The 24,754-nt window shown below is 58.8% G+C and carries 28 protein-coding genes; 4 read left to right on the forward strand and 24 right to left on the reverse strand.

Annotated features, from left to right (window positions below):
- Positions 1 to 10: 10 nt before the first annotated feature.
- From RMV17_RS21430 to RMV17_RS21455, 6 genes are all read right to left on the reverse strand, one after another.
- Positions 11 to 892 carry a hypothetical protein gene (locus tag RMV17_RS21430; protein ID WP_311882391.1) on the reverse strand — a complete coding sequence of 294 codons (882 nt, stop codon included), beginning with the start codon at positions 890 to 892 and terminating at the stop codon, positions 11 to 13.
- 150 nt (positions 893 to 1,042) lie between these two features.
- Positions 1,043 to 1,546 carry a hypothetical protein gene (locus tag RMV17_RS21435; RefSeq protein WP_311882393.1) on the reverse strand — a complete coding sequence of 168 codons (504 nt, stop codon included), beginning with the start codon at positions 1,544 to 1,546 and terminating at the stop codon, positions 1,043 to 1,045.
- Positions 1,543 to 2,268, reverse strand: a complete 726-nt coding sequence (locus RMV17_RS21440) for an alpha/beta hydrolase (RefSeq protein WP_311882395.1) — start codon at positions 2,266 to 2,268, stop codon at positions 1,543 to 1,545. The genes RMV17_RS21435 and RMV17_RS21440 overlap by 4 nt, the downstream gene beginning before the upstream one ends.
- A gap of 5 nt (positions 2,269 to 2,273) precedes the next feature.
- Positions 2,274 to 2,768: a PAAR domain-containing protein gene (locus tag RMV17_RS21445; RefSeq protein ID WP_311882397.1), complete on the reverse strand. Its 495-nt coding sequence runs from the start codon at positions 2,766 to 2,768 to the stop codon at positions 2,274 to 2,276.
- Complete coding sequence (locus tag RMV17_RS21450; RefSeq protein ID WP_311882399.1) at positions 2,765 to 3,427, reverse strand: hypothetical protein; 663 nt, start codon at positions 3,425 to 3,427, stop codon at positions 2,765 to 2,767. Before RMV17_RS21450 ends, RMV17_RS21445 begins: the two co-directional genes overlap by 4 nt.
- A 159-nt stretch (positions 3,428 to 3,586) precedes the next feature.
- Positions 3,587 to 4,066, reverse strand: coding sequence for a GNAT family N-acetyltransferase (locus RMV17_RS21455; protein ID WP_034155335.1), 480 nt, complete (start codon positions 4,064 to 4,066; stop codon positions 3,587 to 3,589).
- Positions 4,067 to 4,296: 230 nt separating this feature from the next.
- On the opposite strand from RMV17_RS21455, the gene RMV17_RS21460 reads away from it, so the two are divergent.
- From RMV17_RS21460 to RMV17_RS21475, 4 genes are all read left to right on the forward strand, one after another.
- The gene (locus RMV17_RS21460; RefSeq protein ID WP_311882401.1) at positions 4,297 to 4,950 is read left to right on the forward strand and encodes an HD domain-containing protein; all 654 of its coding nucleotides are present in this window, start codon (positions 4,297 to 4,299) and stop codon (positions 4,948 to 4,950) included.
- A gap of 109 nt (positions 4,951 to 5,059) precedes the next feature.
- On the forward strand, positions 5,060 to 6,256 hold the full coding sequence (locus tag RMV17_RS21465) for an MFS transporter (protein ID WP_311882403.1): 1,197 nt from the start codon (positions 5,060 to 5,062) through the stop codon (positions 6,254 to 6,256).
- Between the two features lie 82 nt (positions 6,257 to 6,338).
- Positions 6,339 to 6,680: a hypothetical protein gene (locus RMV17_RS21470; RefSeq protein ID WP_008085503.1), complete on the forward strand. Its 342-nt coding sequence runs from the start codon at positions 6,339 to 6,341 to the stop codon at positions 6,678 to 6,680.
- A gap of 44 nt (positions 6,681 to 6,724) precedes the next feature.
- Positions 6,725 to 6,982: a hypothetical protein gene (locus RMV17_RS21475; protein WP_016986009.1), complete on the forward strand. Its 258-nt coding sequence runs from the start codon at positions 6,725 to 6,727 to the stop codon at positions 6,980 to 6,982.
- A gap of 166 nt (positions 6,983 to 7,148) precedes the next feature.
- Here RMV17_RS21475 and RMV17_RS21480 read toward each other — a convergent pair whose 3' ends face one another.
- The 18 genes from RMV17_RS21480 to tmk form a co-directional block, all read right to left on the reverse strand.
- Positions 7,149 to 8,078 carry a PfkB family carbohydrate kinase gene (locus RMV17_RS21480; protein ID WP_311882406.1) on the reverse strand — a complete coding sequence of 310 codons (930 nt, stop codon included), beginning with the start codon at positions 8,076 to 8,078 and terminating at the stop codon, positions 7,149 to 7,151.
- On the reverse strand, positions 8,071 to 9,537 hold the full coding sequence (locus tag RMV17_RS21485; protein ID WP_311882408.1) for a cytosine permease: 1,467 nt from the start codon (positions 9,535 to 9,537) through the stop codon (positions 8,071 to 8,073). Before RMV17_RS21485 ends, RMV17_RS21480 begins: the two co-directional genes overlap by 8 nt.
- Before the next feature lie 219 nt (positions 9,538 to 9,756).
- On the reverse strand, positions 9,757 to 10,755 hold the full coding sequence (locus RMV17_RS21490) for an ADP-ribosylglycohydrolase family protein (RefSeq protein ID WP_311882410.1): 999 nt from the start codon (positions 10,753 to 10,755) through the stop codon (positions 9,757 to 9,759).
- On the reverse strand, positions 10,752 to 11,465 hold the full coding sequence (locus RMV17_RS21495) for a GntR family transcriptional regulator (RefSeq protein WP_034155341.1): 714 nt from the start codon (positions 11,463 to 11,465) through the stop codon (positions 10,752 to 10,754). Before RMV17_RS21495 ends, RMV17_RS21490 begins: the two co-directional genes overlap by 4 nt.
- A gap of 246 nt (positions 11,466 to 11,711) precedes the next feature.
- Positions 11,712 to 12,680 (reverse strand): L-arabinose ABC transporter permease AraH, encoded by a 969-nt coding sequence (gene araH / locus RMV17_RS21500; protein ID WP_034155398.1) that lies wholly within the window; start codon positions 12,678 to 12,680, stop codon positions 11,712 to 11,714.
- 12 nt (positions 12,681 to 12,692) lie between these two features.
- Positions 12,693 to 14,237: an L-arabinose ABC transporter ATP-binding protein AraG gene (araG, locus tag RMV17_RS21505; protein WP_311882414.1), complete on the reverse strand. Its 1,545-nt coding sequence runs from the start codon at positions 14,235 to 14,237 to the stop codon at positions 12,693 to 12,695.
- Positions 14,238 to 14,290: 53 nt separating this feature from the next.
- Positions 14,291 to 15,295 (reverse strand): substrate-binding domain-containing protein, encoded by a 1,005-nt coding sequence (locus tag RMV17_RS21510; protein WP_110720349.1) that lies wholly within the window; start codon positions 15,293 to 15,295, stop codon positions 14,291 to 14,293.
- Between the two features lie 136 nt (positions 15,296 to 15,431).
- Positions 15,432 to 16,250 (reverse strand): SDR family oxidoreductase, encoded by an 819-nt coding sequence (locus RMV17_RS21515; RefSeq protein ID WP_034155344.1) that lies wholly within the window; start codon positions 16,248 to 16,250, stop codon positions 15,432 to 15,434.
- A gap of 271 nt (positions 16,251 to 16,521) precedes the next feature.
- Positions 16,522 to 17,397, reverse strand: coding sequence for an SMP-30/gluconolactonase/LRE family protein (locus RMV17_RS21520; protein ID WP_311882419.1), 876 nt, complete (start codon positions 17,395 to 17,397; stop codon positions 16,522 to 16,524).
- Between the two features lie 131 nt (positions 17,398 to 17,528).
- The gene (locus tag RMV17_RS21525; RefSeq protein ID WP_034155346.1) at positions 17,529 to 18,245 is read right to left on the reverse strand and encodes a FadR/GntR family transcriptional regulator; all 717 of its coding nucleotides are present in this window, start codon (positions 18,243 to 18,245) and stop codon (positions 17,529 to 17,531) included.
- 136 nt (positions 18,246 to 18,381) lie between these two features.
- Complete coding sequence (locus RMV17_RS21530) at positions 18,382 to 18,942, reverse strand: DUF1285 domain-containing protein (protein WP_008087248.1); 561 nt, start codon at positions 18,940 to 18,942, stop codon at positions 18,382 to 18,384.
- A 15-nt stretch (positions 18,943 to 18,957) separates the two neighbouring features.
- Entirely contained in the window at positions 18,958 to 19,563 is a 606-nt protein-coding gene (locus tag RMV17_RS21535; RefSeq protein ID WP_007908280.1) for a DUF4823 domain-containing protein, read from the reverse strand.
- Positions 19,564 to 19,731: 168 nt separating this feature from the next.
- Complete coding sequence (locus tag RMV17_RS21540) at positions 19,732 to 20,700, reverse strand: GTP 3',8-cyclase MoaA (protein WP_034155348.1); 969 nt, start codon at positions 20,698 to 20,700, stop codon at positions 19,732 to 19,734.
- Between the two features lie 137 nt (positions 20,701 to 20,837).
- Positions 20,838 to 21,476, reverse strand: a complete 639-nt coding sequence (locus RMV17_RS21545) for a TetR/AcrR family transcriptional regulator (protein ID WP_007908276.1) — start codon at positions 21,474 to 21,476, stop codon at positions 20,838 to 20,840.
- 455 nt (positions 21,477 to 21,931) lie between these two features.
- Positions 21,932 to 22,723 carry a TatD family hydrolase gene (locus tag RMV17_RS21550; RefSeq protein WP_034155349.1) on the reverse strand — a complete coding sequence of 264 codons (792 nt, stop codon included), beginning with the start codon at positions 22,721 to 22,723 and terminating at the stop codon, positions 21,932 to 21,934.
- A 14-nt stretch (positions 22,724 to 22,737) separates the two neighbouring features.
- On the reverse strand, positions 22,738 to 23,094 hold the full coding sequence (locus tag RMV17_RS21555) for a PilZ domain-containing protein (protein ID WP_007908272.1): 357 nt from the start codon (positions 23,092 to 23,094) through the stop codon (positions 22,738 to 22,740).
- A 42-nt stretch (positions 23,095 to 23,136) separates the two neighbouring features.
- Complete coding sequence (locus RMV17_RS21560) at positions 23,137 to 24,120, reverse strand: DNA polymerase III subunit delta' (RefSeq protein ID WP_108226318.1); 984 nt, start codon at positions 24,118 to 24,120, stop codon at positions 23,137 to 23,139.
- Positions 24,113 to 24,745: a dTMP kinase gene (tmk, locus tag RMV17_RS21565; RefSeq protein ID WP_007908268.1), complete on the reverse strand. Its 633-nt coding sequence runs from the start codon at positions 24,743 to 24,745 to the stop codon at positions 24,113 to 24,115. The genes RMV17_RS21560 and tmk overlap by 8 nt, the downstream gene beginning before the upstream one ends.
- Between the last annotated feature and the right edge of the window lie 9 nt (positions 24,746 to 24,754).

The raw sequence follows: 24,754 nt of genomic DNA on the forward strand, positions 1-24,754 counted from the left end.
GGGATATCATCTATATCGCCAACGATCCCAGCCCCTCCTCAAACAGAAACAGCTTAAAAGTTTCAGAATGATCCGAGCCAAACACATGAGTATCCCCCTGAGCGTCGCTCAGGCCTTCCTCTTCGCGGCCATCCGGTCGCTTGATCATGTACCTGACACCCTCCTTGGGATATTGGGTGCGAGTATCGAAAATGCGGAATTTTCCATTCAGAGGTGCAAAAGAGCTCAACAACCCGCTGTAGGGCATGCTGCTGCACGCTCCGCCATGAACAATAATGTCCCCGCCGTGATAGCGTTTATCTGTAATGCATATCTGTTCAAACATCAACCACGATAATGGCTGTACTTCTGGCGGTAGAATTACATATTCCGGCGCGGTAATTTCATGCTGAACTTCTTTTATGACCCGAGAGGTCGGGACATACATAATCTTTGAATAGTAAGCATTGTAGAACGCAGCAGTAGTTGTCGTCCGGCAAGGTATATAGTCCTGCACCCTCAACATTGAAAGCAGTGTTTCCTTTCTGATGGACAAAGAACTAGTACCTTGATCAACATCCTCCTCAAATCTGACTTGCACGTTAAACTCATAACGGCGGTCACCTTCAACGGTGCGAACTTCATCAACGACACCATTAACGGTATAATGAATGTGATGCAGAATTGAAAAATCGACATCACCATCAAGTGAACAGATCAGCCACGTACCGACCTGCGCACTTATCCCGTGCGCGTCGTACAAGTTGACCAAGTCTCTGTCGGACCTAAAGCGCAGATTGTATCGACCCGCGTCATATTCGATTGATGTAAATTCAATCCTTGGTGCTGGCACATGCAACTGCATACAAGAGGAACACAAAACAAATAAAACAACCAACAGCAACCTAGCCATTACCGCTCCCAAAAACACGAACAACGCACCAACTAAAAATTGGCGTAAGACACTTACTCCAAATAACATCCAAGCGATACATGCAAAACACCAGAGAAACACATATTGCAAATAACGCACACTTCAAACACAGCATCTTTTACATTCAACTCAACGATCACTCACTGCCTGAAGAATTTCCACCACCGGCACATACATCACATTGGAAAAATAAGTGTCCATCATCGTAACACTGGCCATAAACTTGCACGGGATTTCAGCCTTGTACTGCAGAATACGTTTGATCTCTACAGGCGTTAAATCTGTCTCACTAGAGCCATTGGCATCGGACTCACTAAAAGTAAGCCGCGAAATGAAATCAAGATCTGAGCCTGCCCGATTTCGCGAAACCGAGCCATTAACAAACCACTTCATTCTGTGACCCACTTCAAAATTAAAGTCGTCCCCCAACGCACAAATAAACCTAACGCCAACCAATGACTTGTAGGGGCCAAGAATATTGATATCCGACGAAAAATAAAGATCGTACAACACCGTTTCACCCACTCTCTCAATCTTTGAAAATTCAAGATTAGCGGGCGGTTTATCCTGCTTTAGAGTACAGCCCGCAAGCATCACTCCCAGAACCAGCAAAAACACTCTAAAGCCACTCATATTTCGCCTCGATAGTATTTATTCAGCGAATTTATCATGTAATGCAAGGCAGACTTTCCATCAGCCAAAACGGTAGTAAACATCACCGCAGCCTTGTCGTGATTGACATCCATTATGCTGTTTACGTTAGGCCCACTTTCCAACACCCACTGTTCACCAACACCCGCAACCCAGTCGGACACATTGGATTCTGACGACTTGGCCAAGATATTTATCCACAGCCCGGCTTTGGGTCTAGGTGTATCCGGGTAAATATTAGAGATACTTCCCACCAAGGCCCCTTTGCCGACAGGATCGAGCGTCACCAACATCTTCACGGTGTATCCCAAGTCACTCAAAATTGCTGACAAATGCGCTCCATTCCAACCACCGAGACTATGCCCAACGATATAAACAGCATCATTTTTGCACAATTCCCCTAACACATTGGCCTGTATATTTTGCTCGCCAATGACCTCGTTATATCCAAGATGATGTGACTTCACGCCCGGAGCGTAGTCGGCCTTCTTTACCGATTCATCAAAAGGCAATCTTGCATAATTGACATTATTTTCCGGCCCAAAACCATAATAACTTTCTTTATCGCCTGCTCCCCCGACAAAGAAAGCTACAGCACGCCGCCTGTACTTGAACTTTTTAACTTCCTCGTCTGTTGGACACGTTAACGCATGGGTCCCAAGGCTCTTTTTGCTGTCATCCGGCGTTGAATTATCCGCTCCCACTTCAATCACTCCGCAAACAATTCGATGGTTTCAGCAAGATGAGAGCTGACGGCATGTGTAAAGCCTGCTGCATCCGTAACGCCGTGTTCTTCGCTGCCATCTCCACGTTTGATCGTGTAGGGATGATTCGCGACAGGTTCTCCTGAGAACTCATCGACCAGTTGCATCTTGTCCGTAAAATGCACCGGCATCGGCAGCAATCCGCTAAACGCCGCCCCGCCGCCGCTCTGGCCAATGATCACCGTCCCCGAACCACCGACCACGACATTGCCGTGACCTCCAGTGCTGTCGAGCGTGGCGGCATTTAAACCGTTGATGAATACCGTGCCGGAAACGGCTCCGGTAATGGGACTGCCGCACGCCGATTTATCGGTCATGCGCGCAGCGGCGAGGCCGTCGAAGAAGACGTTCGGCGAGCCGGAAACAATCGGGTTGGTGCCATGGCCCGGTAATGGGCAAGCGGTAGGGTCGGTGACGCGTGCAGCGGGTTTACCACTCAATTCAAAGCTCCTTGCTTCAGAGGTTCCGGGTGCGGCTGATGAATATCGATGTCGGTCGCGGCGAAGCGCCAGCGGTTGTCGACGGGGTCGAACAGGGCGTGGCAATGCTTATGGCTGTCGGGTGATACGGCGGTTTGCAGGTGTCGCCAGGCTTCGTCGGTTTGCCAGGCCAGTTCGGCCGGCGAGGCGTCGTCGAGTTCGTTGAGCCAGGTGTTGTAGTTGCGCAGGTGATTGCGCTCGTAAGTCGATTGCAGCAGTTCGGCCATTTGTGCGCCGAGGTCGAGATGATGCTGGGCGGTCCACTGGCCGATCTCGGAATAGGCGTACCAGCCCACCGGCATCAACCCGCCGTCCTTGAGCAGCGAATGCTCGGCAGGAGCGACGAAACCACAACAGATGTGCAGCGTCAGCCAGCCTTGATGGGCGTCGATAAACGCCGTCGGATCGAAGGTGCGCAGCGGTATCACGCGGTACTCGGCGAGCCCGGCGCTGCGGGTCATCAACTCGGCATCAAGGCGTGACACGAACGCACGAATGGCGCTGCCGCCCGTACGATTTGTCATGCACAGAATGTCGACCGGTTGGCGCTGGGGGTTGTCGCTCAAGCCTGAGTTTTTCAACAGGCCATACAGACGCATTGACGCCCGTAGTCCGCTCATCGCCGGTCACTCGTTGACGCAGCGAAGGCTCCACGGGCGTGGAGAAGTTGTGCCAAAGGCATTGCAGGTGTCGTCCGTGAGCGCGCAAAAATGGCGCGTAGAATGCCGGACTAGAGCGCTGGCTACAATCGAATTACTGCCGGTTTGCCATCATTGTGATCAGCCCTCGGCAAACTCACGCAGGACCTTGCCATCCATGCGGTAGCGCACCCACTCTTCCTGCGGTTGCGCGCCGAGGGATTTGTAGAAATCGATGGCCGGCGTATTCCAGTCCAGCACACTCCATTCGAAGCGGCCGCAGTCATTGTCGCAAGCGATTTTCGCCAAGTGACGCAACAAGGTTTTGCCAGCACCGCCGCCGCGTTGTTCGGGGGTAATGTAGAGGTCTTCGAGGTACAGGCAGTTGCTGCCGAGCCAGGTCGAATAACTGAAGAAGAACACCGCGAAACCGATCGGCACGCCGTCGCGCAGGCAGATCAGGCCATGGGCGGTGGCGCCTTCGCCGAACAGGCTGCGTTCGATGTCGGCGACGCTGGCGATGACTTCGTGGCGGGCCTTTTCGAAATCGGCGAGTTCAGTGATGAAGGCGAGGATTTGCGGGGCATCGCTGGGGGTCGCCGGGCGGATGTCGATCGTCATGGACGGGCCTTGTCGGAAAAGGAAAACGCCATACTAAGGCCGTGCGCCGCGCTCGTCACATGGCAAAACACACACTACCCTGCGCAATGTTGCAAACACTGCAGTTCCCTGTGGGAGCGAGCCTGCTCGCGAATGCGTCCTTTCAGTCATCTGCGTTGTTGATTGACAGACAGCATTCGCGAGCAGGCTCGCTCCCACACAGGGGACTTCGACAATCTGAAAGGATGCTTATGAACCTGGATAGTTTTACACCCGTGGCGGCACTGGCAGCAGAGTTACTGCCGCATGCGCTGGAGCCGTCCGACGACGGCGCTCACGACCTCGCCCACCTGCAGCGGGTCTGGCACAACGTGCGTACGCTGCATGAAGAAGAAGGTGGAGATCTTGAGGTGCTGTTGGCCGCCGTGCTCTTGCACGATTGCGTGGCCGTCGAGAAGAATTCGCCACTGCGTTCGCAGGCTTCGCGGCTGGCGGCAGATAAAGCATCGGCAGTGCTCGCGGAGATGAACTGGCCGGAAGAAAAAATCATGGCCGTCGCCCACGCCATCGAAGCCCACAGTTTCTCGGCCAACATCACCCCGCTCACCCTCGAAGCCAAGATCGTCCAGGACGCCGACCGCCTCGATTCACTGGGCATGCTTGGCGTCGCCCGCACGTTCTACGTCGCCGGACGCATGGGCTCGGCGCTCTATGACCAGCAGGATCCCGAAGCGAAACAACGCGACTACGACGACAAGCGGTTTTGCCTCGATCATTTCCAGACCAAACTGCTGCACCTCGCCGACGGTTTCCAGACCGTCGCCGGCCAGCGTCTGGCGCAGATCCGTCATCAACGCTTGAAGGGGTTCATGGAGCAGTTCAAGGAAGAAATCGGCATCGTTTGACCACTTACTCCGGCGTGCGCTGAACCTGACTTCGCCAAGCTCAGACCTAATCCGCCAGCCTGCCGTGTTAAACAGATGACGCTGAATTTTCCGCTCAAGGAACCGCGTCATGTCGCCAGCAACACCCAAGGTTTCAGGCAAGCTGTTCGGCCTGTTCTGTCTCGCCAGTTATCTGCTGTCGCTGTCCTATGGCTCGACGTTTTTGTTGTCGCTGCTGATCGCTTCTCGCGGTGGCAATGAGCACGACGCCGGCAGTGTGATTTCGGCGGCGATGCTCAGTACATTTGTCGCGGTACTGGTGTCCGGGCATCTCTCGGACTGGCTCGGCGCAGCGCGCTCGATTGCAGTGTTCGGGCTGTTGCTGGTGGCGGCGAGTCTGGGCTTTGCGCTGACGCCGGGGTTCGGTCATCTGCTGTTGTTTTTTGGTTTGTTGTTGGGCTTGGGTTGGGGCGTTTTCTACACCTTGGGGCCGATCATCGTCGCCAGTCTGGTGACGCCGGCGCAGCGGGCGAAATATTTCGCCTTGCTGTCCGGGAGCATGATGACCGGGATCGGCAGCGGTCCGTTGCTCGGGCGTGCGGCGAGTGCGCAGGGCCTGTCGGTGACCTCGGCGTTCTATCTGGCAGCGTTGGCGAGTCTGGTCGGTGTGCTGCTGTTCTGGCGGCTCGGCGCTCGATTGAAAAGCACACAAGCCGCCTCAGCGGCGAGAATCACCTGGCAAGCGACCACTCAAGTGCTCGGCTCGCGAGCGCTGTTTCCGATCATCATGGTCGGCCTTGGCGGTTGCGTATTTGGCGGTCTGTCGAGTTTCCAGACCAGTTACGCCGCTGCGCGATCGCTGGATTATTCGCTGTTCTTTCTCGGTTTCATGAGTGCGGCAATCAGCAGCCGCATGCTGATCGCAGGATTTGTCGTCAAGCGTGATCCGCTTCGTGCTTCTTGCTTGTTGTCGGGGCTGATGCTCGGCTCGATCGTGCTGTTCGCCTTCGGCGTGCACAGTGGATTCACCTATTTGCTGGCGGCGTTGATGCTCGGCGTCGGGTATGGGCTGACGTATTCGGTGATCAACGGGCTTGCGGCTAACGAAGCGCCGACCGGCACCACTTCGCAGGCGTTGCTGCTGTTCAGCCTCTCGTATTTTATCGGCGTGTTCGGCTTTCCGTTGCTGGCCGGGAAAATCATCGTTGAGCAGGGCATGAGCACGCTGCTTTTGACGGTTTTGATCGTCGCGTTGGCCAACTGGCTGATTACCCTTGGCCGCTTGCTCTGGCGGCGGATCAGTCTGAAAGCCGCACAGGCAACTTAGACCGTTCGTCGCTGATCAGGCACCAATCCGATCACTGGGCAGACCAACGACAGGTAAGGATTCCAATCACTGGAGAAGCCCTATGATCCCGTCAAGGTTGACCGCTTTCGTATTCAGCGCCCTGCTCTGCCCTGCGGTTTTCGCCGCATCCGCCACCGCTGCGGGCACTGGCCCTACCGATCCGACCCCGCCACGCGCCCCCGCCATCAACAGTGCTCCCGGTATGAATACCGATGGCTCCGGCGTGCCCTTGATCAATCAGCCGCCCGCCACTGGTACTGATCCGCGCACTCAGGGCAGTGATCCGGGCCGTCAGGGCGGGATGAACACCCCCGATGCCCCCGCAACGCCAGACAATGCGGGCCCCGGCATCGGCTCGAAAACCACCACCGGTGGCTCCGGTTCCGAAGGCTCCGGTCAGTAGTTCGCCGACGCGAGCGTCCTATTCAATCCAATGAAGAGGTAACCATGAACGTCGATAAAAACCTGGAAAAAGAAGTCCTCACCCGCTTGCTGCACGCCCACCCGAGTGGTCTGGGCAAGGAGGTGCTGGACAATTACCGGGGCGAGAAGGTCGTGGCCAGCGCCCTCGCCGCTTTGCAGGATCGTGGACTGATTCACCACGGGCATGTGACCTGCAACGAGGCTGGCGAACATTCGTTGAACCTGCCGATCAAGCTCAGTGCCGCTGGCGTTGAGGCGGCGCGCAAGCTGGATCTGCAGTAGGGATGAAGCCGCTCGCTGTTGATGCGGCGGGCGGCCAACTCAAGTTTTGACTTGAGGCTGATGGCCTCATCGCTGGCAAGCCAGCTCCCACAGGAACCGGGGTGTACACAAATGTGTGTTCACCACAAAAACTTGTGGGAGCTGGCTTGCCAGCGATGGCGGTAGATCAGGCGTCGCTGGACTCGCGGATAAACGCGTCCACTTCAGTCGCACCCGGCGAAGTCGCCGGCCCCCAGCGCGTCACCGCCAAAGCTGCCGCCGCGTTCGCCCGCCGCGCTGCTTCATGCGCGGTCAAACCCTGCGCCAGTCCCGCGACAAAGACGCCGGCATGGGCATCGCCAGCGCCATTGCTGTCCACCGCTTTCACAGCAAACCCCGGGACATGCCGACGCTCATCGCGCTGATGAATCCAGCACCCTTGCGGCCCGTCACGGACCACGATCAGCACTTCATTGGGCAGATGCTCAGCGAGACGATCCAGCGCCCCCCCAATATCCTCAGCCCCGGTACAGCGCAGCGCTTCAACACTGTTGCTGGTCCACACATCGATGCGCGGCAGCAACGCCCGCATCATCGGCGAATCCGGCGATTCAACCAAAGGGCCCGGATCGAACACCACGTTGATCGCCTCCGGTAACGCCAATGTCCAGTCGAGCAACGCTAGGGCTTTACCCTCGTGCAACAGGCTGTAGCCACTGAGGTAAACGTAATCGCCCGCCTCAACTGGCACGCTGTTCAGATCCGCCTCAGTCACCTCACCTTCAGCGCCGATATAGGAAATGAAACTGCGCTCGGCCGACGCATCGGTCAGCGCCACACACAAACCGGTGTCTTTCTGTGCGGGTTCGGTGATGCCGATGTGAATCCCCTCGGCGTTCATCGCCTGACGCGCGAGATCACCGAAACGCCCAGTGCCATGACGACCGAGATACACCACCGGCAGCCCATTACGCACCGCCGCCGCCATCACATTGAACCCGCCACCGGCTTCGAAACCGGCCGACTGCGCCAGTACGTCACCGCCAATTTGCGGCAGTTTATCCACGGCCATGACCAGGTCGATGATGACCTGGCCGGTGTGCAACATCTTAGGCATGTGCATTCTCGGTTTGCGCGGCGCGGCGATCTTTCGCCCCACCGAGGACGAAGTAAATGCCACCGGCGACGACGAAGGTCACGATCCAGCCGAGGCCGTTGTGGCCCAGCCACGAGTCGGACAGGAAGCCTTTGAACCAGACGTTCTCGGCAGTGGTGCCGATGGTGGTGAAACTGAAGCCAAGGACGATGGCAATCGCCCATGCACCGAACGCACGCCACTCGATGCCGCCGCGATACCAGTAGGCGCTGCTCGGGCTGACGTCGAGCAGGTCTTTCGGGCTGTAGTAGTGACGGTGAATAAGGTCGACGACGAAGATCCCGACCCACGCAGTGATCGGCACCGCCAGCAAGGAAATGAAGGTGATGAACGGGCCGTAGAAGCTGTCGGCGATCAGCATGAAGTAGATCGAACCGGCGAAGATCGCGACGATATCGACCACTACCGCGTAGACGCGTTTGACCTTCAAGCCAAGGGTCAGCGTGGTCAAACCGGCGGAGTACACCGACAGGTTGTTCGACAGCAGCAGGCCACCGAATGCAGTGATCAGGTATGGCACCGCCATCCACGTTGGCAGCATGTCGCGGATCGCCACGATCGGGTCAGTCGCCGACGCCAGGTCGTTGTTGCCCACCGACAGCAAGCCACCAAGAGTGATCAGCAGCACCAGCGGAATGCCCGCACCGAACGCGGCAGACGCGACCAGACGTACAGCCTTGACGCTGCGATGCTGATAGCGCGACATGTCGGCGCCAGCGTTGGCCCAACCGATACCGGTGCCGGCGGCCATGGTGCCGATACCGATGATCATTGCGCTCATCGGCGCTGGCGTAGCGTTGAACACGGCGCTCCAGTCGATGGTCGCGCAGAGGAAACCACCGACGAGAATGTTCAGCGCGCCGAACACGTAGGTCGCCCACTTCTGGATCACCAGCAAGGTCGCGTGGCCGAGGCCGGACACCGACAGGGTCAGCAGGACGAAAATCGCGATGAAGATCAGCGTCAGTACCGGTGCGCTTTTCGCCTCAACCGGTGAGCCGAACAGGATCGAGCACAGCGACAGCAGCACGAAAGCGGCGGTTGTGGTGTTGACGGTTTCCCAACCGAGACGCGACATCAGCGAGACCAGTGTCGGGCCGATGTTGCCGCGTACGCCGAAGATCGCTCGCGACAAGGTCAGGCTCGGTGCACGGCCACGACGGCCGGCAATCGAGATGATCCCGACCACGGCAAACGAACCGGCGGCACCGATAATCGCGACGATGATCGCCTGCCAGATCGCCAGCCCGCGAAACGCCACCAGCGTGGCGCCCAACGGCAGGCCGAGGATGGAGATGTTGGCGGCGAACCAGACCCAGAACAGCTGCAGCGGATGGCCGTTGCACTCGGCTTCCGGAACCGGTTCGATGCCGCGGGTTTCCAGTTGCCCGGCGCTTTGCCCGGTGTTTGATGAACTCATGAAGGTGCTCCTGTTTGCCTTTTTTGTGGTTGTGGCAATGATGCAAAACGACAAGACATCGCGGCCGTCCTCGGCCTGTCTGCGCGATCCATTGCGGGTGAGTATTCGAATATGCGGTGCGCCTATCGCTGGCAAGCCAGCTCCCACAGGTACAGAGTGAACCTCAAGGTGTGCACTTTCCCTGTGGGAGCTGGCTTGCCAGCGATGGCGCCAGTTCACTCAGCGCAAAGCCAACAGCCCCTGCACTAATGGCTCAAGCTCCAGATGATTAACGGCCTTAACCGTCTCGATCATCTCGACAGGCCAACTCTCAAGACCCAGGCAGGCCCCCAGCATCGCGCCAAGAATCGCCGCGATGGTGTCAGTGTCACCGCCAAGACTGGCGGCCATGCACAGCGCATCAAACGCGCTCATCTCACCGACGGCCACCTGCTGCGCCAAGGCGAACGAAACCACCACCGATTCCTGCGACGCCACCGAAGTGCCGATCACGTCGTAGAGCAGATCCGCGAGCAGTGCCTTGTCGCTATCGACACTGATGGTACGCGCCCAACTGATGCGCGAGGCGATACGCCCACCGGCGACCCAGTGCCCGTGCGCCTCGGCTTGCTGAGCGATTTGCTGGCCGAGGTTCAACGCCTCACCGAGGTCAATGCCATTGATGCCAGCGGATACCACCGCCGCCACCGCCGCCGCGCTGGAAATCCCCAGCGTGGTGTTGTGCGTGACCTGACAGGCCTGCACCACCGCCGCAATAAACCGTTGAGGGTCGGCAACATCCGCCGCGATCCCGACGGGTGTGATGCGCATCGCCGCGCCGTTGGTGGTGCCGTAGCGCCCGGCCTCTTCCGGCGAGTGGCCGGCGAGGATCATCTCGATCGCGCGTTTGGTCGATGGCCCGAGCAAGTCCTGCGAGCCCTTGGCCTGCATCTCGGCTTCCCACTCGATCAAGCGCTGCGCGAGGATGGCCGGCTCGATGCGGCCCTTGCCTTCGACCAGCAACTCGCCGACCAGAATCGCCTGCTCGGTGTCGTCGGTGATCGAGCCTTTGGGCATGTTTGCGGCGATCGGTTGCAAGGGGCCGGCGTCCTGCAGATCGGTGATCTGGCCGAAACGGGTCTTGATGGTTTCGCGGTTCAGCGATTGCGTCGGCATGCCCAGCGCATCACCGAGGGCCAGGCCATAAAAAGCGCCGAGGGCACGGTTGAGCGCGGTCATTTCGATTCTCCAAATTGCAGGTGCAGACGGAAATGCACCGGGTCGAGCAGGCTTTCGACCAGCTCCATGAAACGGTTCTGGCGGTCGTAGGTGGTGCGCAGGGCTTTGAGGAACACCGTGCCCTCAGGGCGGCCAAGCAGTGCGGCGTCTTCGGCATTCAGCGGTTCGGCGCCGATCCATTGATCGCCGCGTTCGCCGATGTAACCGTAGGCAGCCAGGGTGATGGTCAGGGAGTTGTCTATCAGACCGACGCGCGGCAGGCTTTCCAGGCCGCCGGTGGCCGGCATCAAAGAGCGTTCGAGGGAGACCAGCGTGCCTTCGTTGGAGCGGCGGCGACGGTCGAGGGTGATGAATTGGTCAGTGCCGAACCGCGAAAGCAGGTCTGGCCGGGTCACGGCTTCCAGACGCAGCACTTCGGTATTGATCATCGCCCCGCTATCGGCCAAGGCCTGCGCCCAGCCGCTGCGCTGATCGAGGGCGACACCGTCGAAGGTGACGATCGAGCCGACGCCGCTTTGCGTGGCGATGTAATTGCGCCGTTTCAGTTCGGCCAGCGCTTCGCGCAGCGTGCCTCGGCTGACTTGGAATTCTTGAGCCAACTGATGTTCGCCGGGCAACAGAAAGCCGTCCTCCATGAGGCCGCTTTCGATGCGTCGGACGAGTTCGTCGACCACCCGTTGTTTCTTGTCAAATCGTACCTGTCTAATCATGTACAAATTGATAACCGAAACGGGCATCGGCGAGCAAGGAAAATTTGGGGGGTAGTGACGAAAGGCGGGAGAATCAAAAGCCCCTCACCCTAGCCCTCTCCCGGAGGGAGAGGGGACTGATCGAGGTGTTTATTCGAATTACATCGACCTGAAATATCCAGTCGAACTCAGGTTTGAAAAGCTAGGAGATCTGCTCCCTTTCCCCCTCTCCCTCTGGGAGAGGGCTGGGGTGAGGGGCTCTTGATCTTAGCGCTGCTTCAGACGGTCAATCACGACGGCCAACAGCAGGATCGAACCACGGATAACGTATTGGTAGAAGGTATCAATATTCTTCAGGTTCATCGCATTCTCAATGATCGCCAAAATCAACACCCCGGCAATCACATGCCGGATCATGCCGATCCCGCCGCTCAGCGACACCCCGCCCAACACGCAAGCCGAGATCACCGTCAGCTCAAAACCCTGGCCAATCATCGGCTGCCCCGACGTCATCCGCGACGCCAGAATCACCCCGGCCAACGCACCAATCACGCCATGCACGGCAAAGATAATGATCTTGGTCCGGTCAACGTTCACGCCCGCCAGCAACGCCGCTTCCTGGTTGCCACCGATGGCCATGGTGTTGCGCCCGTAGGTGGTGTAATTCAGCAGCCAGCCAAAAAACAGAAAGCAGACGATGGTGATCAGAATGGGCACCGGCACGCCGAACAACTGGCCATTGCCGAAAACGAAGAACGATTCCTGCGACACGCCCACCGCTTTGCCATTGGCAAAAATGTACGCCAGACCGCGGACGATCTGCATGGTCGCCAACGTCGTGATCAAGGCATTGACGCGCAACTTGGCAATCACGATGCCGTTGATCAACCCGACAATCAGGCCCATCACCAACGCCGCGCTGACACCGAGAAACACGCTATTGGTGTCGCGCATCACCACCGCCGCAACCACCCCGGCGCAGGCAATCACCGAGCCCACCGACAAGTCGAAATGCCCCGACGCCAGGCAGTACAACATCGTGCACGCGGCAATCCCGGTGGTGGAAATCGCCAGGCCCAGGCCACGCATGTTCAGCGGCGAGAGGAAGTTGTCGATCAGCAGCGTACAAGCGATGAAAATGCCGATCGCCGCCAGCAGCATGACCCAGTCATCGAGGAAGCGGCGCATGTCCAACGGTTTGCGCGCGGTCGGCAGGGTTTCGTTTTGGGTTGTCATCATAGTCACCTCTCAGTTCGCCACGCCGTCAGCGCGGTGGCGCGGCAAAGCCAGTTGCAGCAGGTTGGATTCATTGGCCTGGTCGCGGCTGATTTCGCCGCGCAGGGCGCCTTCGCAGAGCACCAGAATGCGGTCGGAAATGCCCATCACTTCCATCAGATCGCTGGACACCACGATCACCGAAATGCCGTCGGCGGCGAGGTTATGGATGATCTGGTAGATCTCCGCTTTCGCACCGATGTCGATGCCGCGTGTCGGCTCGTCGAGCAGCAGCACCTTCATCGGCATCGACAGCCAGCGGCCGAGAATGGCCTTCTGCTGGTTGCCGCCGGAAAGGAACTTGATCTGCTGACCGGCGTGCGGGGTTTTCACTTTCAGTGCCTTGATCTGTTTGTCGGCGTTGCCCTTTTCCCACAAGCCGCGAATCAGGCAACCGAGGCCGGAGTTGGCACCGCGCGCACTGATGTTGATGTTCTCGGCAACGCTGGCGAGCGGGATGATGCCTTCCTTCTTGCGATCCTCCGGACAGAGCAAAATGCCCGCCGCAATCGCGTCGCGCGGTGAGCGCAGTTTCAATTCATGACCGCGCAATTCGAGGCGTCCAGCGGTGTTGCGTTCCAGCCCGCTGAGCAGGCGAAACAGCTCGGTGCGCCCTGCCCCGACCAGTCCGAACAGGCCGAGAATTTCGCCTTTGTGCGCCTCGAAACTGACCGGTTCACGCAGGCCCGGGCCAAGCAGCCCAGATACCTTCAACGCGACGGCGCCGCGTGGACGATGGCGGTAATCGTAGATGTCCTGAATGTCGCGCCCGACCATGCAGGTCACCAGTTGATCGTGGCTCAACTGACTCATGTCCTCGAAGGTGCGCACATAACGACCGTCCTTGAACACCGTCACCGCGTCGCAGATGCGGAACACTTCTTCCATGCGATGCGAGACATAGAGCACCACTTTGCCCTCGTCACGCAGACGGCCGATGATCGCCATCAAGCGGTCGATCTCGCGCGCCGAGAGGCTGCTGGTCGGTTCGTCGAAAGCGATGACGTGGGCGCCGCGCGACAGCGCCTTGGCGATTTCCACCAATTGCCGCTGACCGAGGGACAGGCGTCCGACTTTGGTCTGCGGGTCGATTTCATCGGCCAGGCCTTTGAGGCAGTTCAACGCTTGCTGACGCAGGACACCGCGATTGATCAAACCGAAACTGGCCGGCAGATGGCCGAGGAACAGGTTTTCGGCGACGGTCATTTCCGGCACCAGATGCAGCTCTTGGTGAATCACTGCGACGCCGCTGCCAATGCTGTCGGCGGTCGATTTGAACGCCATGGTCTGCTCGCCGATCTGCAACTCGCCGCTGCTCGGGATGTAAGCGCCGCCAAGGATTTTCAGCAGGGTCGATTTGCCGGCACCGTTCTCGCCCATCAAGGCGTGAACCTGGCCGGGATGGGCGACGAAGCTGATCGCGTCCAGCGCTTTCACGCCGGGAAAGGTTTTGCCGATCCCGTTGAAGCGCAGGCTGCCGCCGGAGCTGTGTTGTTGTGTCTGTACTTGCGCGTGCATAAAGCCACCTCTTCACACCGAAACACGGCCCGGCTGCCCGGGCCGTCGCGGCATCAGTTCCACAGGCCGATTTTTTCCAGCTCTTGCTTGAAGTTCTCGCGCGTGATCAGGGTGACATCGTCCATCGCGGTGTACTTCGGCGGTTCTTTGCCGGTGGTGACCCACTCGTACATCATCTCTGCGGTCTTGTAGCCTTCGATGTGCGGGCTTGGCAGCATCGAGCCGAAGAAGCCGCTGTTGGGCTTTTTCAGTTCGCCGATGGCGTCAGTGCCGTTGATGCCGATGCCGATCACGTTGGCCGCCGCAAAACCGGCGGCTTCGGTAGCGCGTACGCCGCCAAGCACGGTGTTGTCGTTCATACCGCCAATGATCAGGTTTTTTGCGCCGCTCGGCAGTTTCACCAGTGCCGAGTTGGTCGCGTCCATGCTGCCCGGTACGTCGAGGGTTTTCAGCGCGGCGAACAGAATGTGATCCTTCGGCATGCCGGCGTCTTCGAGGGACTTCACCGAGCCGTCGGTGCGTTTCTTGCCGGTGTCGAGCTCGTTGTAGGTGTTGACCACCGCGTAGGTGTCTTTCCAGTCCCAGTTGCGTTTTTTCGCTTCGGCGACCATGGCGTTGCCCTGCTTCTGGCCGACTTCGAACGCGGCCATGCCGAGGTACGGCACGTCTTCCATGAACTTGCCGTTGGCGTCGACGAAACGGTCATCGACGGCAATCACTTTCAGGTCATTGAGTTTGGCTTTGGCCATGATCGCCGGGCCGAGCGAGACGTCCGGCGGGCAGATCACAAAGCCCTTGGCGCCGTTGGCGGCAAGGCTGTCGATGGCCGAGAGGGTTTTCTCGCCATCCGGCACGGCGATCTTGATCAGTTCGAAGCCCTTGTCCTTGGCGGCTTTCTCGGCGAAAGCCCACTCGGTCTGGAACCACGGTTCTTCCGCCTGCTTGACCAGAAAACCGATTTTCACGGTGTCGGCAGCGAGCAGCGCACTGCTCAGGCTGAACGCGGTAACCGCCAGGGCGGCACTGCACAGGGTACGAATCCCGAAACGACGTTTCATAAGCTGACTCCTTGTTATTTTTTTTGAGCAATGTTTGAAAAGCGTTGAAGCATGTTCCTGCAAAGCCTGTTGAAAATAGTCATATCGTATGATGATTGGATTTCACACGGATCTCTCCCTGTGAAAGCCACTGCACTCAGTCGTGGTACATCACCGAGCGCCCACCATCGATGGTGATGCATGAAGCATTGATGAACGGCGCTTCGTCGCTGGCCAGAAATACCGCTGTCATTGCCACTTCGAGCGGCTGACCGATGCGTTTCGGCGGGTGCAGATCGAAAGCGCGCTGACGCTCGGCGTGCGGGTCGGCGAATCCGTTCCAGTAGTCGACGTTCAGTTGCGTTTCAATGTAGCCCGGCGCGATGGCGTTAACGCGAATGCCCTTCGCGGCGTACTCGATGCCGAGCGCGCGGGTCAGGCCGAGCAAACCGTGTTTGGCCACCGGGTACGGGAAGCAACCGGGAATAATATGGCTGGAATGAGTCGAGGCAATGTTGATAATGCTGCCGACGCGCTGCTCGATCATCTGCGGCAGCACCGCTTTGCAGCCGAACCAGGCGCCATCGAGGTCAATGGCGAAGCAGCGATGCCAGTCCTCTTCGGTCATTTGCAGCGGATCACGGAACACGTTGACCCCGGCGCAGTTGACCAACACATCAATGCGCCCGTGCAGTTCAACGGCACGTTTGGCCATGGCGTGCAGATCGTGCTGACGCGAGACATCGGCCTTGAGCGCCCGCACGTCATAGCCCTGCTCGCGCCAGTGGGCGGCTACCTTCTCAACCTTTTCGGCCTGAATATCGCTGATCAGCAGTTTCGCTTGCTGCGAGGCAAACGCAGCAACGATGGCTTCACCGATGCCTTGGGCGGCGCCGGTCAGCAAGACCACTTTGTCTTTCAGACGCTCGCCCTTCGGCGGTGCAGGCACCGGCGGCAGGGAAAGGGGTTCAGCCATGGATCTCGACTCCTGTTTCGCAAGCGCAAAAAAACCGGGCATCTGCCGATGTCCGGTCTGGAAGGCGGTTGGAACGAAACAGGCAGGCGCGGCCGACAGCTTGGGGCCGTTGCGAGACGCGGACTCCACACGGGAGTGCGATAGACATTCGCTGCATCACTTCACCTGTTTTGTTCTTTTTAAGTGTGAGTGCGTGTTACTGCTGGAGCCGACTATAAACCCGACCGCCAAATAATCTCAATATATAATTTTGCATCCCATATTCTGGGATTTAATCTGCAAAGCGCGTACAGAGTTTTCCTGCGACATCCACACGCATCGACAGCACTGCGCCATCCAATGGATGCTTGTGCGGGCTCTGGGCGCTGGTGATGAACAGGGTTTTCAGGTCTTCACCACCGAACACACAACTGGTCGGGCGGCTGACGGGCAGATCGATCCTGCGGTCGACCTTGCCGTCAGGCGTCAGCCGCAGCAGGCAGCTGCCGTCCCAGCGCGCATTCCACACATAGCCTTCGGCATCCATTGCTGAACCGTCCGGACCGCCCTGCTGATCGGGGCCGTACCAGACTTGCGCAGCACCGAGATTGCCATCGGTGTGAATGAAATAGCGGTGCAGCGTGCTGTCGAGGCTGTCACCGAACAGCAGTGTGGTGCCGTCGTCACTCCACAGCAGCGTGTTGGGTATGCCCAGGCCACGCAGCAAAGGCGTGACGCGGTTATCCGGATCGACGCGGAACAGGCCACCGGAGCGACGGGTGATCGGTAGATCTTCGCCCTGCTCGCCGATGTTGTTTTGCATGGTGCCGAGCCATAGACGACCCTGAGCATCGCAACGCGCTTCGTTGGGGCGATTGCCCGGTTGCGGGTCGGCGACGCAGAACAGCGTCAGACGTGGTTCGAGGCCCGGAGAGTCGAGATCGAGACGGTAGACGCCGCTGCTCAGGGTCACCAGCGCATCGCCGCTGGCGCAGGGGATGAACGCGGAAACGTGCTCGGGCATCTGCCAGATCTGTACGTTCTGGCCGATCAGGCGCAGGGCCTGTTTGCCGGCAATGTCGACCCAGTACAACGCCTGGGTTGGCGCGTCCCAGAACGGGCCTTCGCCGAGTTGGGCGCGGTGTTGGGTCAGGGCGGTCCACGTCATGACAACTCCTTGGATCTTGTTGTTTTTAATGTGGGAGCGAGCCTGCTCGCGAAAGCGTCGTGTCAGTCGATGCATGAGTTGCCTGATACACCGCCTTCGCGAGCAGGCTCGCTCCCACAGGGAAATTTGTGTTAGCTGGCTTTTCTGTCGGCCATGACTTTCGGGTAAAAGCGTTTGATCGCCAGATCCGCGTTATCGATCAGGGTCATGCACGCCCACACCCCGCGCGCAGAATCTCGCGCCGCGATCGCATCGGCCATGTCCTTGTGGATCGGCAAAGTGCGACGCAGTTCATCCGGGTCGGCAGCGGAGACTTCAAACGACACCGCAAGCAACGCGCCGAGGGCCGGGACCATTTGTTCAATGAATTGATTGTGGCTGGCGGCGAGGATGCATTCGTGAAAGGACTGGTCGGCGCGGTTGTAATCGATGCCGCTGTCGACCGCGCGCTCAAGGGCGTTGTAAGCCAGTTGCACCGCTTCTATCTGCTCCAGGGTCGCCCGCTCGCAAGCCCAGCGCACGGCCATCGGTTCAATGGTGCGGCGCAGGTCGAGCAAGTCATCGACGAAGTTTTCCGGCAAGCCGTTGCGCGACAGCCAACCGACCACTTGCGGATCGAACAGATTCCAGCGCCGCACCGGCAGCACGCGTGTGCCGACTTTCGGCCCGACTTCGAGCAGGCCTTTGGCGACGAGGGTCTTGATTGCTTCGCGGATGACTGTGCGACTGACGCCGAGCTGTTCACCGAGCTCGGCCTCGACCTTGATGGTCTGCCCCGGTTTGACCTGGCCAGCGGCAATCCAGCTGCCCAGCCAGTCGACCGTGGATGCGTGAAAGCTGCTGGACATGAACACCTCAAAGCGGATCGCGATGGGTGATCAAGCTAATCATCATACGATTAGCTGTCAACGACAAAAAAGATCGCAGCCTCCGGCAGCTCCTACAGGTGTACGCCATGTAGGAGCTGCCGAAGGCTGCGATCTTTCAGGGTTCCAGGCCGATGCGGAAGAACTCGCCGCCGCTCCACACCCCCAGCCAGCGCTGACCATCGATTTCACGGCTCACCGCCAGCTCCACCAGTTGATAGAACACGTTGCGATGAATCAGCGCTTCAAGGTTGGTGCGCACATGCACGTAAGGCGCAGGCTCCTGCGTCGCCGGATCGATCTCGACGCGGATCGGATGCTCAGGCCCGGCCTCGGCGGTTTCATCAACGTTAGTAGTGAAGCGCAACAGTTGCGCCTCCCCCTCGCCTTCCACCTCGACCGCAATCGCCACAAACGGCGCATCGTCGACCTTGATCCCGACCTTCTCGACCGGGGTGATCAGGAAATAATCATCGCCATCGCGGCGCATGATCGTGGAGAACAACTTGACCATCGGCTTGCGCCCGATCGGCGTGCCCAGGTAATACCAGGTGCCGTCGCGGGCGATGCGCATGTCGATGTCGCCGCAGAAGTCCGGGTTCCACAAGTGCACCGGCGGCAGGCCTTTGGTTTTCGGGATCTGTCCCAACAGGTCATTGGCTTTTTGCGGGCCACTCATGGCGTTCTCCTTGAATTATTGGTCGCCGACTCCCAACAGGCTGCGCGCGTACTGGGCCAGCGGCGGGCCGATCAGGTCTTCGGGTTTGCTGTCGTGGAACGTCAGTAAACCGCCACGACTCTTGATTCGTGCAGTATCAATCAAATACTGGGTGCTGGTCTCGATCAACATGATCTGAATCACGCCACCGTCGATGCCGAGGCGATCAACCGCCTCTTCATCAAGCCATTCATCGGAGTTGCCGATGCGGTCGTCAGCCTTGGCGAAACGCGTGTACAGCAGATAATGAGCACCGGCGTCGCGGGCTTCACCCATTGCCTGATCAAGGCCTTCCGGCGCGCGGGCACGGCGGACCATCGGGAAGTATTCGACGAAACCTTTGAAGGCTTCTTCGGCCACCACGTTCGGGCGCGGATAAGAACCACCCGGCGGTGCGAACGCGCCTTGAGCGATGTAGATGAACGAGTCCGGCTGAATGCGGAAGTTGTTCACGCGACGGCTGTCGCTGTGATCCAGCAAGCCCGCGTCGCTCATCTGATAGCGAGTGCCTTCGGCCATATCGCTGACAGTCATACAGCCGCCAAGCGCCAAAACGGCCAGCAGCAAAACCAGGCTACGCATCCTATTCCTCCAGAGGCCGGTGACGGAAAACCGGCGAATGGCCGTTGGATGCAGCTTTTGCGCCAGCTCAAGAAATTTGTTGAGGGTTAAATCGTATTCGCGAGCAGGCTCGCTCCCACAGGATTGCGAAAACCCTGTGGGAGCGAGCCTGCTCGCGAAAAAGAGGTATCAGCCGCCGATAATCTTCATGACTGTTGCGCCGCCAGAGAACGCCACTTCCTGCTTGTCGCCCAACGCCTTGACCAGCAAACGCTGGAGCGCCGGCAATGCCTGATGGCGCGGCTTGTCGAGCAGATCGCCGACATAGTGGCGGTTGCTCGACGACAGACAGCCATGCAGCCAACCGGTCGACGACAGGCGCAAGCGCGAACACGTCCGGCAGAACGGTACGCTCTCGTTGGCGATCACACCAAAGTTGCCGAGACCGGGAATTGCGTAACGCACGGCGGTGGCGTCTACGGGGGCATCGGTTTGCGCGTACTCGTAGCGTTCGCCAATCAGCTCCAGCAATTGCTGCAGGCTGACGAACTGTTGCAGGAACGCATTGTTGTCCTTGGCCAGGTGGCCCATGCGCATCAGCTCGATGAAGCGCAGTTCGTATCCGCGTTCCAGGCAGTAATCGAGCAGCGGCATGACTTGATCAAGGTTCTGTCCGCGCAACGGCACCATGTTGACCTTGATCTTCATCCCCGCCGCTTTCGCCTGATCCATGCCATCCAGCACGGTGGCCAGATCTCCGCCACGAGCGATGCTGCGGAAGGCGCCGGCGTCGAGGGTATCGAGAGACACGTTGATCCGGCGCAGACCGGCATCCACCAGCAGTGGCAGTTTTTTCGCGAGGAGTTGACCGTTGGTGGTCAGGCTGATGTCGTCCAGGCCCATTTTGCCGACGGCGGTCATGAACGATTCGAGTTTGGGGCTGACCAGCGGCTCACCGCCAGTAATGCGCAAGCGCTCAATGCCGGCGGCTTCGATCAGATACGCCACGCCACGGGCCATGGCTTCAGCCGACAGTTCATCCTGCGCAGCCACCAACCGCTTGCCGTTGGGCACGCAGTAGGTACACGCGTAATTGCAGGCTGAAGTCAGACTGATCCGCAAATTGCGAAAACGCCTGCCTTGACGGTCAACGATCATGATCACTCCGGCGAAAGGATTTCGAGCCGCTAAAACTTGACTCACAAATCAAGTTTTAGCAAGCCCTATGCCTGAGTATATTCCTGCGGTACTGCGTCATGTAGCGAAATCATGGCGCAATAAGGCAGCTGAATGGCTCAGCTGCTCGGAGTTTCCGGATCGCGCTTGCGCTTGTTGCCCATGCGCACGCCAATGTCCATGAGGAACTGGAAGAAACCTTCCTGATCTTCCAGCACATTGCTCCAGAACGGCGAGTGATACAGCGCAACAGCGCCATGCACCAGCGCCCAGGACGCGCAGTAGTGGAAGTACGGCGGCACGTCTTCAAGCTTGCCTTCGCTGATGCGGCCCTTGATCAGCAGGGTCAGGCGTTCGAAGTTCGAGGCACGGATCTTGTGCAGCTCCTCGACCATTTCCGGCACCTGATTGCCTTTTACGACCTTCTCTTCGAGGCGGTCGAACAGGCGATAGCGCTGCGGGTCGCGCATGCGGAATTCGAAGTAGGCGCGGGACAGCGCTTCCTTGTCCTTGTCGACATCAGCCGAATGCAGCAGCTCGTTCAAATCGCGCTCGTAGTCGAGCATCAGGCGCAGATAGATCTCGGCCTTGGATTTGAAGTGCTTGTAGATCGTGCCTTTGCCGATACCCACGGCATCAGCAATCATCTCGACGGTGACACTGTCTTCACCTTGGTCGAGGAACAGCTTGAGCGCGGTATCGAGAATTTCTTGCTCGCGGCGACGAAACTCACGGACCTTACGAGGTTCTTTGTGCATAAGAAAAAGGTCTGAAGGGTCAAAATTCGAAGCCGCGTATTATGCCTAACTTGCACAGAATTGCACGGATCATCCGACCATATCTGTGTTTCTTGTTCGTTTTGAGAACGTTTTGGGCGCAATGAGAACTCAACTGAAGCGAACGTATTCCAAATTTGTTTAAAAACCCCGACCGGCTAACTGGACTGCACGCCAGACTGATCAATACTTGAACTGTCGGGCGACATCTCCCCCAAGTGTCGCGCCGATAAAGGTACCAAGGGACCGCGTGCCTTTGTTTTACTCCTAATGGTCTTAACCCGGATTCACCCCCCAGAACCCGGGTTTTTTTTGCCTGCGATTTAACGCTTGGCCCAGCTACCTGGACATCACAACTGTAGGAGCTGCCGCAGGCTGCGATCTTTTGCCTTTGCCTGTCAAAATCAAGATCAAAAGATCGCAGCCTTCGGCAGCTCCTACACGGCAGATTTAACGGAGGCCAGCGGGAACAGGCGCTTGAAGTTCTCGGTGGTCTGCTCGGCAAAGCGCTCGTAGTTTTCCCCGCGCAACATCGCCAGGAACTCCGCTACTTCGCGTACGTACTGCGGCAGGTTCGGCTTGCCGCGATAAGGAATCGGCGCCAGATACGGTGAATCGGTTTCCACCAGCAAGCGATCCGCCGGCACCTTGCTCGCGACGTCGCGCAGCGCATCGGCATTGCGGAACGTGACAATGCCCGACAGGGAAATGTAATAGCCCATGTCCAGCGCAGCCTTGGCCATGTCCCAGTCTTCGGTGAAACAATGCAGCACACCGGCCTGAGGCAACGCCGCTTCGCGCAACAATTCGAGGGTATCGGCCCGCGCGCCACGGGTGTGGATGATCACCGGTTTACCGGTCTGCTGCGCCGCTTGCAGGTGCAGACGAAACGACTCCTGCTGCAGCTCGGCGGCTTCCGGTTCGTAGTGATAGTCGAGGCCGGTCTCACCGATCGCCACCACTTTCGGGTGATTGAGTTCGTGCAACAGCCAATCCAGCGCCGGAGCCGCGCCGGGTTGTACATCCAGCGGATGCACACCGACCGAACAGTCGACATCGTCATAACGCTCAGCCAAGGCTTTGACGTCGGCGGCGTTGTCAGCACTCACGCCGATGCACAGGAAGTGCCCTACTCCGCGCCCACGGGCCGCATCCAGTGCAGCATCCAGCGAGCCGTCATGGGCGGCGAGGTCGAGGCGATCAAGGTGACAATGGGAATCTACAAGCATAAAAAGACGGCTACTTACATCGTATGAGTGGGACGGTCGGATTTAAGCGCTCCGGCCAGATGGGTTTCGATGCGACTGCGCGCCGTGTTGTCGCCATCGTTGAACTGTACGCCGACACCGGCAGCGCGATTGCCTTGCGCCCCTTTGGGGGTGATCCAGGCAACCTTGCCGGCCACCGGAATCTTCTCGGCCTCATCCATCAGGTTGAGCAGCATGAACACCTCGTCGCCCAACCTGTAACTTTTGTTGGTCGGGATGAACAGGCCACCGTTCTTGATGAACGGCATGTAGGCGGCGTAGAGCACCGACTTGTCCTTGATGGTCAGGGACAAAATGCCGTTGCGCGGCCCCGGGCTGACAGGTTCATTCATGTTGACCTCCACTGCTGATGTTCAGAGTCTAGGTACACATTCTTATCTTTGACCAGGCAATCCCGCCCATTGCACCAACAACGCTTCCAGCAGCAAGGCCGGATTGAGGTTGGCCTTGCTCAGGACTTTCTGTCGCTGGGCGAGAATCCAGTCCTGAATCTCCAGGACTTTGCCTTGCGCACTTTTCTGCGCCAGGTACTGCACGACTTTGCGCATGTCGGTCAGGCCGAGGCCGGCTTCATCCTGTGTCAATTGATAACGCAGGACCAGGCTCGACCAATCGCAAAACCAGTCAAACAGACGCAGCATCGGAATGCTTTTCCACTCCTCAGCCAGTTGCGTCGGCGATTGCTGCTGCTTGAGCAGCTTCTTCACGCCTTCGACCACTTGCGCACGCTGCTCGCGCACGCCCTGCGATTGCAGACTGACCGCCATCAACGGCGATCCGGCTGCCAGCGTCAGCAATTCGATGCGCTCCTCTTCCGAGCAATCGGGCAATGCTTGCGCCAGCCATTGCAAACTCATCGCCTCGCCCGGTAACGGACAGGCCTGCTGCACGCAACGGCTCTTGATCGTCGGCAGCAAGCGGCTGGTCTGGTGGCTGACCAACAGCAAAACGGTATCGCCGGACGGTTCTTCAAGGCTCTTGAGCAAGGCGTTAGCGGCGTTGATGTTCATAGACTCGACCGGCTCGATCAGCACCACCTTGCGCCCGCCGAGCTGCGCGGTCTGCACCACGAAGCTGACCAGATCACGCACCTGATCGACCTTGATCGCCTTGTCGGCTTCTTCCGGTTCGAGGATGTAATTATCAGGATGGCTGCCAGCCTTGAGCAGCAGGCAGGATTTGCATTCGCCGCACGCGTCCGGCGTCGGCCGCTGGCACAACAGACTGGCCATCAGGCGTTCGGCCAACGCGCGTTTGCCGATCCCGGCCGGCCCATGCAGCAGATAGGCGTGCGCGTGCTGCTTACGCCCGGCCAGTTGCTGCCAGAGGCTGTCCTGCCATGGATAGGCCTCAGCCACGAGCCAGCTCCAGCAAGTTCGGAATCAGGGTATCCAGCGATTGCTGAACCTTGGCCAATGGCTGGCCGGCATCGATGCGCACATAGCGCGCGGGATCGGCTTCGGCGCGTTTGAGGAACGCGCTACGCACGGCCTCGAAAAATGCCCGGCCTTCCAGTTCAAAACGATCCAGGCGACCACGGGCACTGGCGCGGGCCAGGCCTATTTCCACCGGCAGATCGAAAATCAGCGTCAGATCCGGGCGCAGATCGCCTTGCACGAAGGTTTCCAGCGCGGCGATGCGCTCCAGCGACAGACCGCGACCACCACCCTGATAGGCATAAGTGGAGTCGGTAAAGCGATCACACAGCACCACCGCGCCTCGGGCCATGGCCGGACGAATCACTTCGGCCAGATGCTGGGCACGCGCGGCGAATACCAGCAACAGCTCGGCATCCGGATTCATGACTTCGTCGGCCGGCGCCAGCAGCACTTCGCGGATCCGCTCGGCCAGCGGCGTACCACCGGGCTCGCGGGTCAGCACCACTTCGATACCGGCGGCGCGCAGGCGCTCGGCGAGGTATTCGCGGTTGGTGCTTTTGCCGGCACCTTCCGGGCCCTCCAGCGTAATAAACAAGCCAGTCACAGGCAGTCC

This window comes from Pseudomonas sp. VD-NE ins (assembly GCF_031882575.1).
Classification (GTDB): Bacteria; Pseudomonadota; Gammaproteobacteria; order Pseudomonadales; family Pseudomonadaceae; genus Aquipseudomonas; species Aquipseudomonas fluorescens_BZ.

Coding starts and splice junctions, on each gene's coding strand:
- RMV17_RS21430 (WP_311882391.1), bottom strand. CDS start 892: ATGGCTAGGTTGCTGTTGGTTGTTTTATTTGTTTTGTGTTCCTCTTGT.
- RMV17_RS21435 (WP_311882393.1), bottom strand. CDS start 1,546: ATGAGTGGCTTTAGAGTGTTTTTGCTGGTTCTGGGAGTGATGCTTGCG.
- RMV17_RS21450 (WP_311882399.1), bottom strand. CDS start 3,427: ATGAGCGGACTACGGGCGTCAATGCGTCTGTATGGCCTGTTGAAAAAC.
- RMV17_RS21455 (WP_034155335.1), bottom strand. CDS start 4,066: ATGACGATCGACATCCGCCCGGCGACCCCCAGCGATGCCCCGCAAATC.
- RMV17_RS21460 (WP_311882401.1), top strand. CDS start 4,297: ATGAACCTGGATAGTTTTACACCCGTGGCGGCACTGGCAGCAGAGTTA.
- RMV17_RS21465 (WP_311882403.1), top strand. CDS start 5,060: ATGTCGCCAGCAACACCCAAGGTTTCAGGCAAGCTGTTCGGCCTGTTC.
- RMV17_RS21470 (WP_008085503.1), top strand. CDS start 6,339: ATGATCCCGTCAAGGTTGACCGCTTTCGTATTCAGCGCCCTGCTCTGC.
- RMV17_RS21475 (WP_016986009.1), top strand. CDS start 6,725: ATGAACGTCGATAAAAACCTGGAAAAAGAAGTCCTCACCCGCTTGCTG.
- RMV17_RS21480 (WP_311882406.1), bottom strand. CDS start 8,078: ATGCCTAAGATGTTGCACACCGGCCAGGTCATCATCGACCTGGTCATG.
- RMV17_RS21485 (WP_311882408.1), bottom strand. CDS start 9,537: ATGAGTTCATCAAACACCGGGCAAAGCGCCGGGCAACTGGAAACCCGC.
- RMV17_RS21490 (WP_311882410.1), bottom strand. CDS start 10,755: ATGACCGCGCTCAACCGTGCCCTCGGCGCTTTTTATGGCCTGGCCCTC.
- RMV17_RS21495 (WP_034155341.1), bottom strand. CDS start 11,465: ATGATTAGACAGGTACGATTTGACAAGAAACAACGGGTGGTCGACGAA.
- araH (WP_034155398.1), bottom strand. CDS start 12,680: ATGACAACCCAAAACGAAACCCTGCCGACCGCGCGCAAACCGTTGGAC.
- araG (WP_311882414.1), bottom strand. CDS start 14,237: ATGCACGCGCAAGTACAGACACAACAACACAGCTCCGGCGGCAGCCTG.
- RMV17_RS21510 (WP_110720349.1), bottom strand. CDS start 15,295: ATGAAACGTCGTTTCGGGATTCGTACCCTGTGCAGTGCCGCCCTGGCG.
- RMV17_RS21515 (WP_034155344.1), bottom strand. CDS start 16,250: ATGGCTGAACCCCTTTCCCTGCCGCCGGTGCCTGCACCGCCGAAGGGC.
- RMV17_RS21520 (WP_311882419.1), bottom strand. CDS start 17,397: ATGACGTGGACCGCCCTGACCCAACACCGCGCCCAACTCGGCGAAGGC.
- RMV17_RS21525 (WP_034155346.1), bottom strand. CDS start 18,245: ATGTCCAGCAGCTTTCACGCATCCACGGTCGACTGGCTGGGCAGCTGG.
- RMV17_RS21530 (WP_008087248.1), bottom strand. CDS start 18,942: ATGAGTGGCCCGCAAAAAGCCAATGACCTGTTGGGACAGATCCCGAAA.
- RMV17_RS21535 (WP_007908280.1), bottom strand. CDS start 19,563: ATGCGTAGCCTGGTTTTGCTGCTGGCCGTTTTGGCGCTTGGCGGCTGT.
- RMV17_RS21540 (WP_034155348.1), bottom strand. CDS start 20,700: ATGATCGTTGACCGTCAAGGCAGGCGTTTTCGCAATTTGCGGATCAGT.
- RMV17_RS21545 (WP_007908276.1), bottom strand. CDS start 21,476: ATGCACAAAGAACCTCGTAAGGTCCGTGAGTTTCGTCGCCGCGAGCAA.
- RMV17_RS21550 (WP_034155349.1), bottom strand. CDS start 22,723: ATGCTTGTAGATTCCCATTGTCACCTTGATCGCCTCGACCTCGCCGCC.
- RMV17_RS21555 (WP_007908272.1), bottom strand. CDS start 23,094: ATGAATGAACCTGTCAGCCCGGGGCCGCGCAACGGCATTTTGTCCCTG.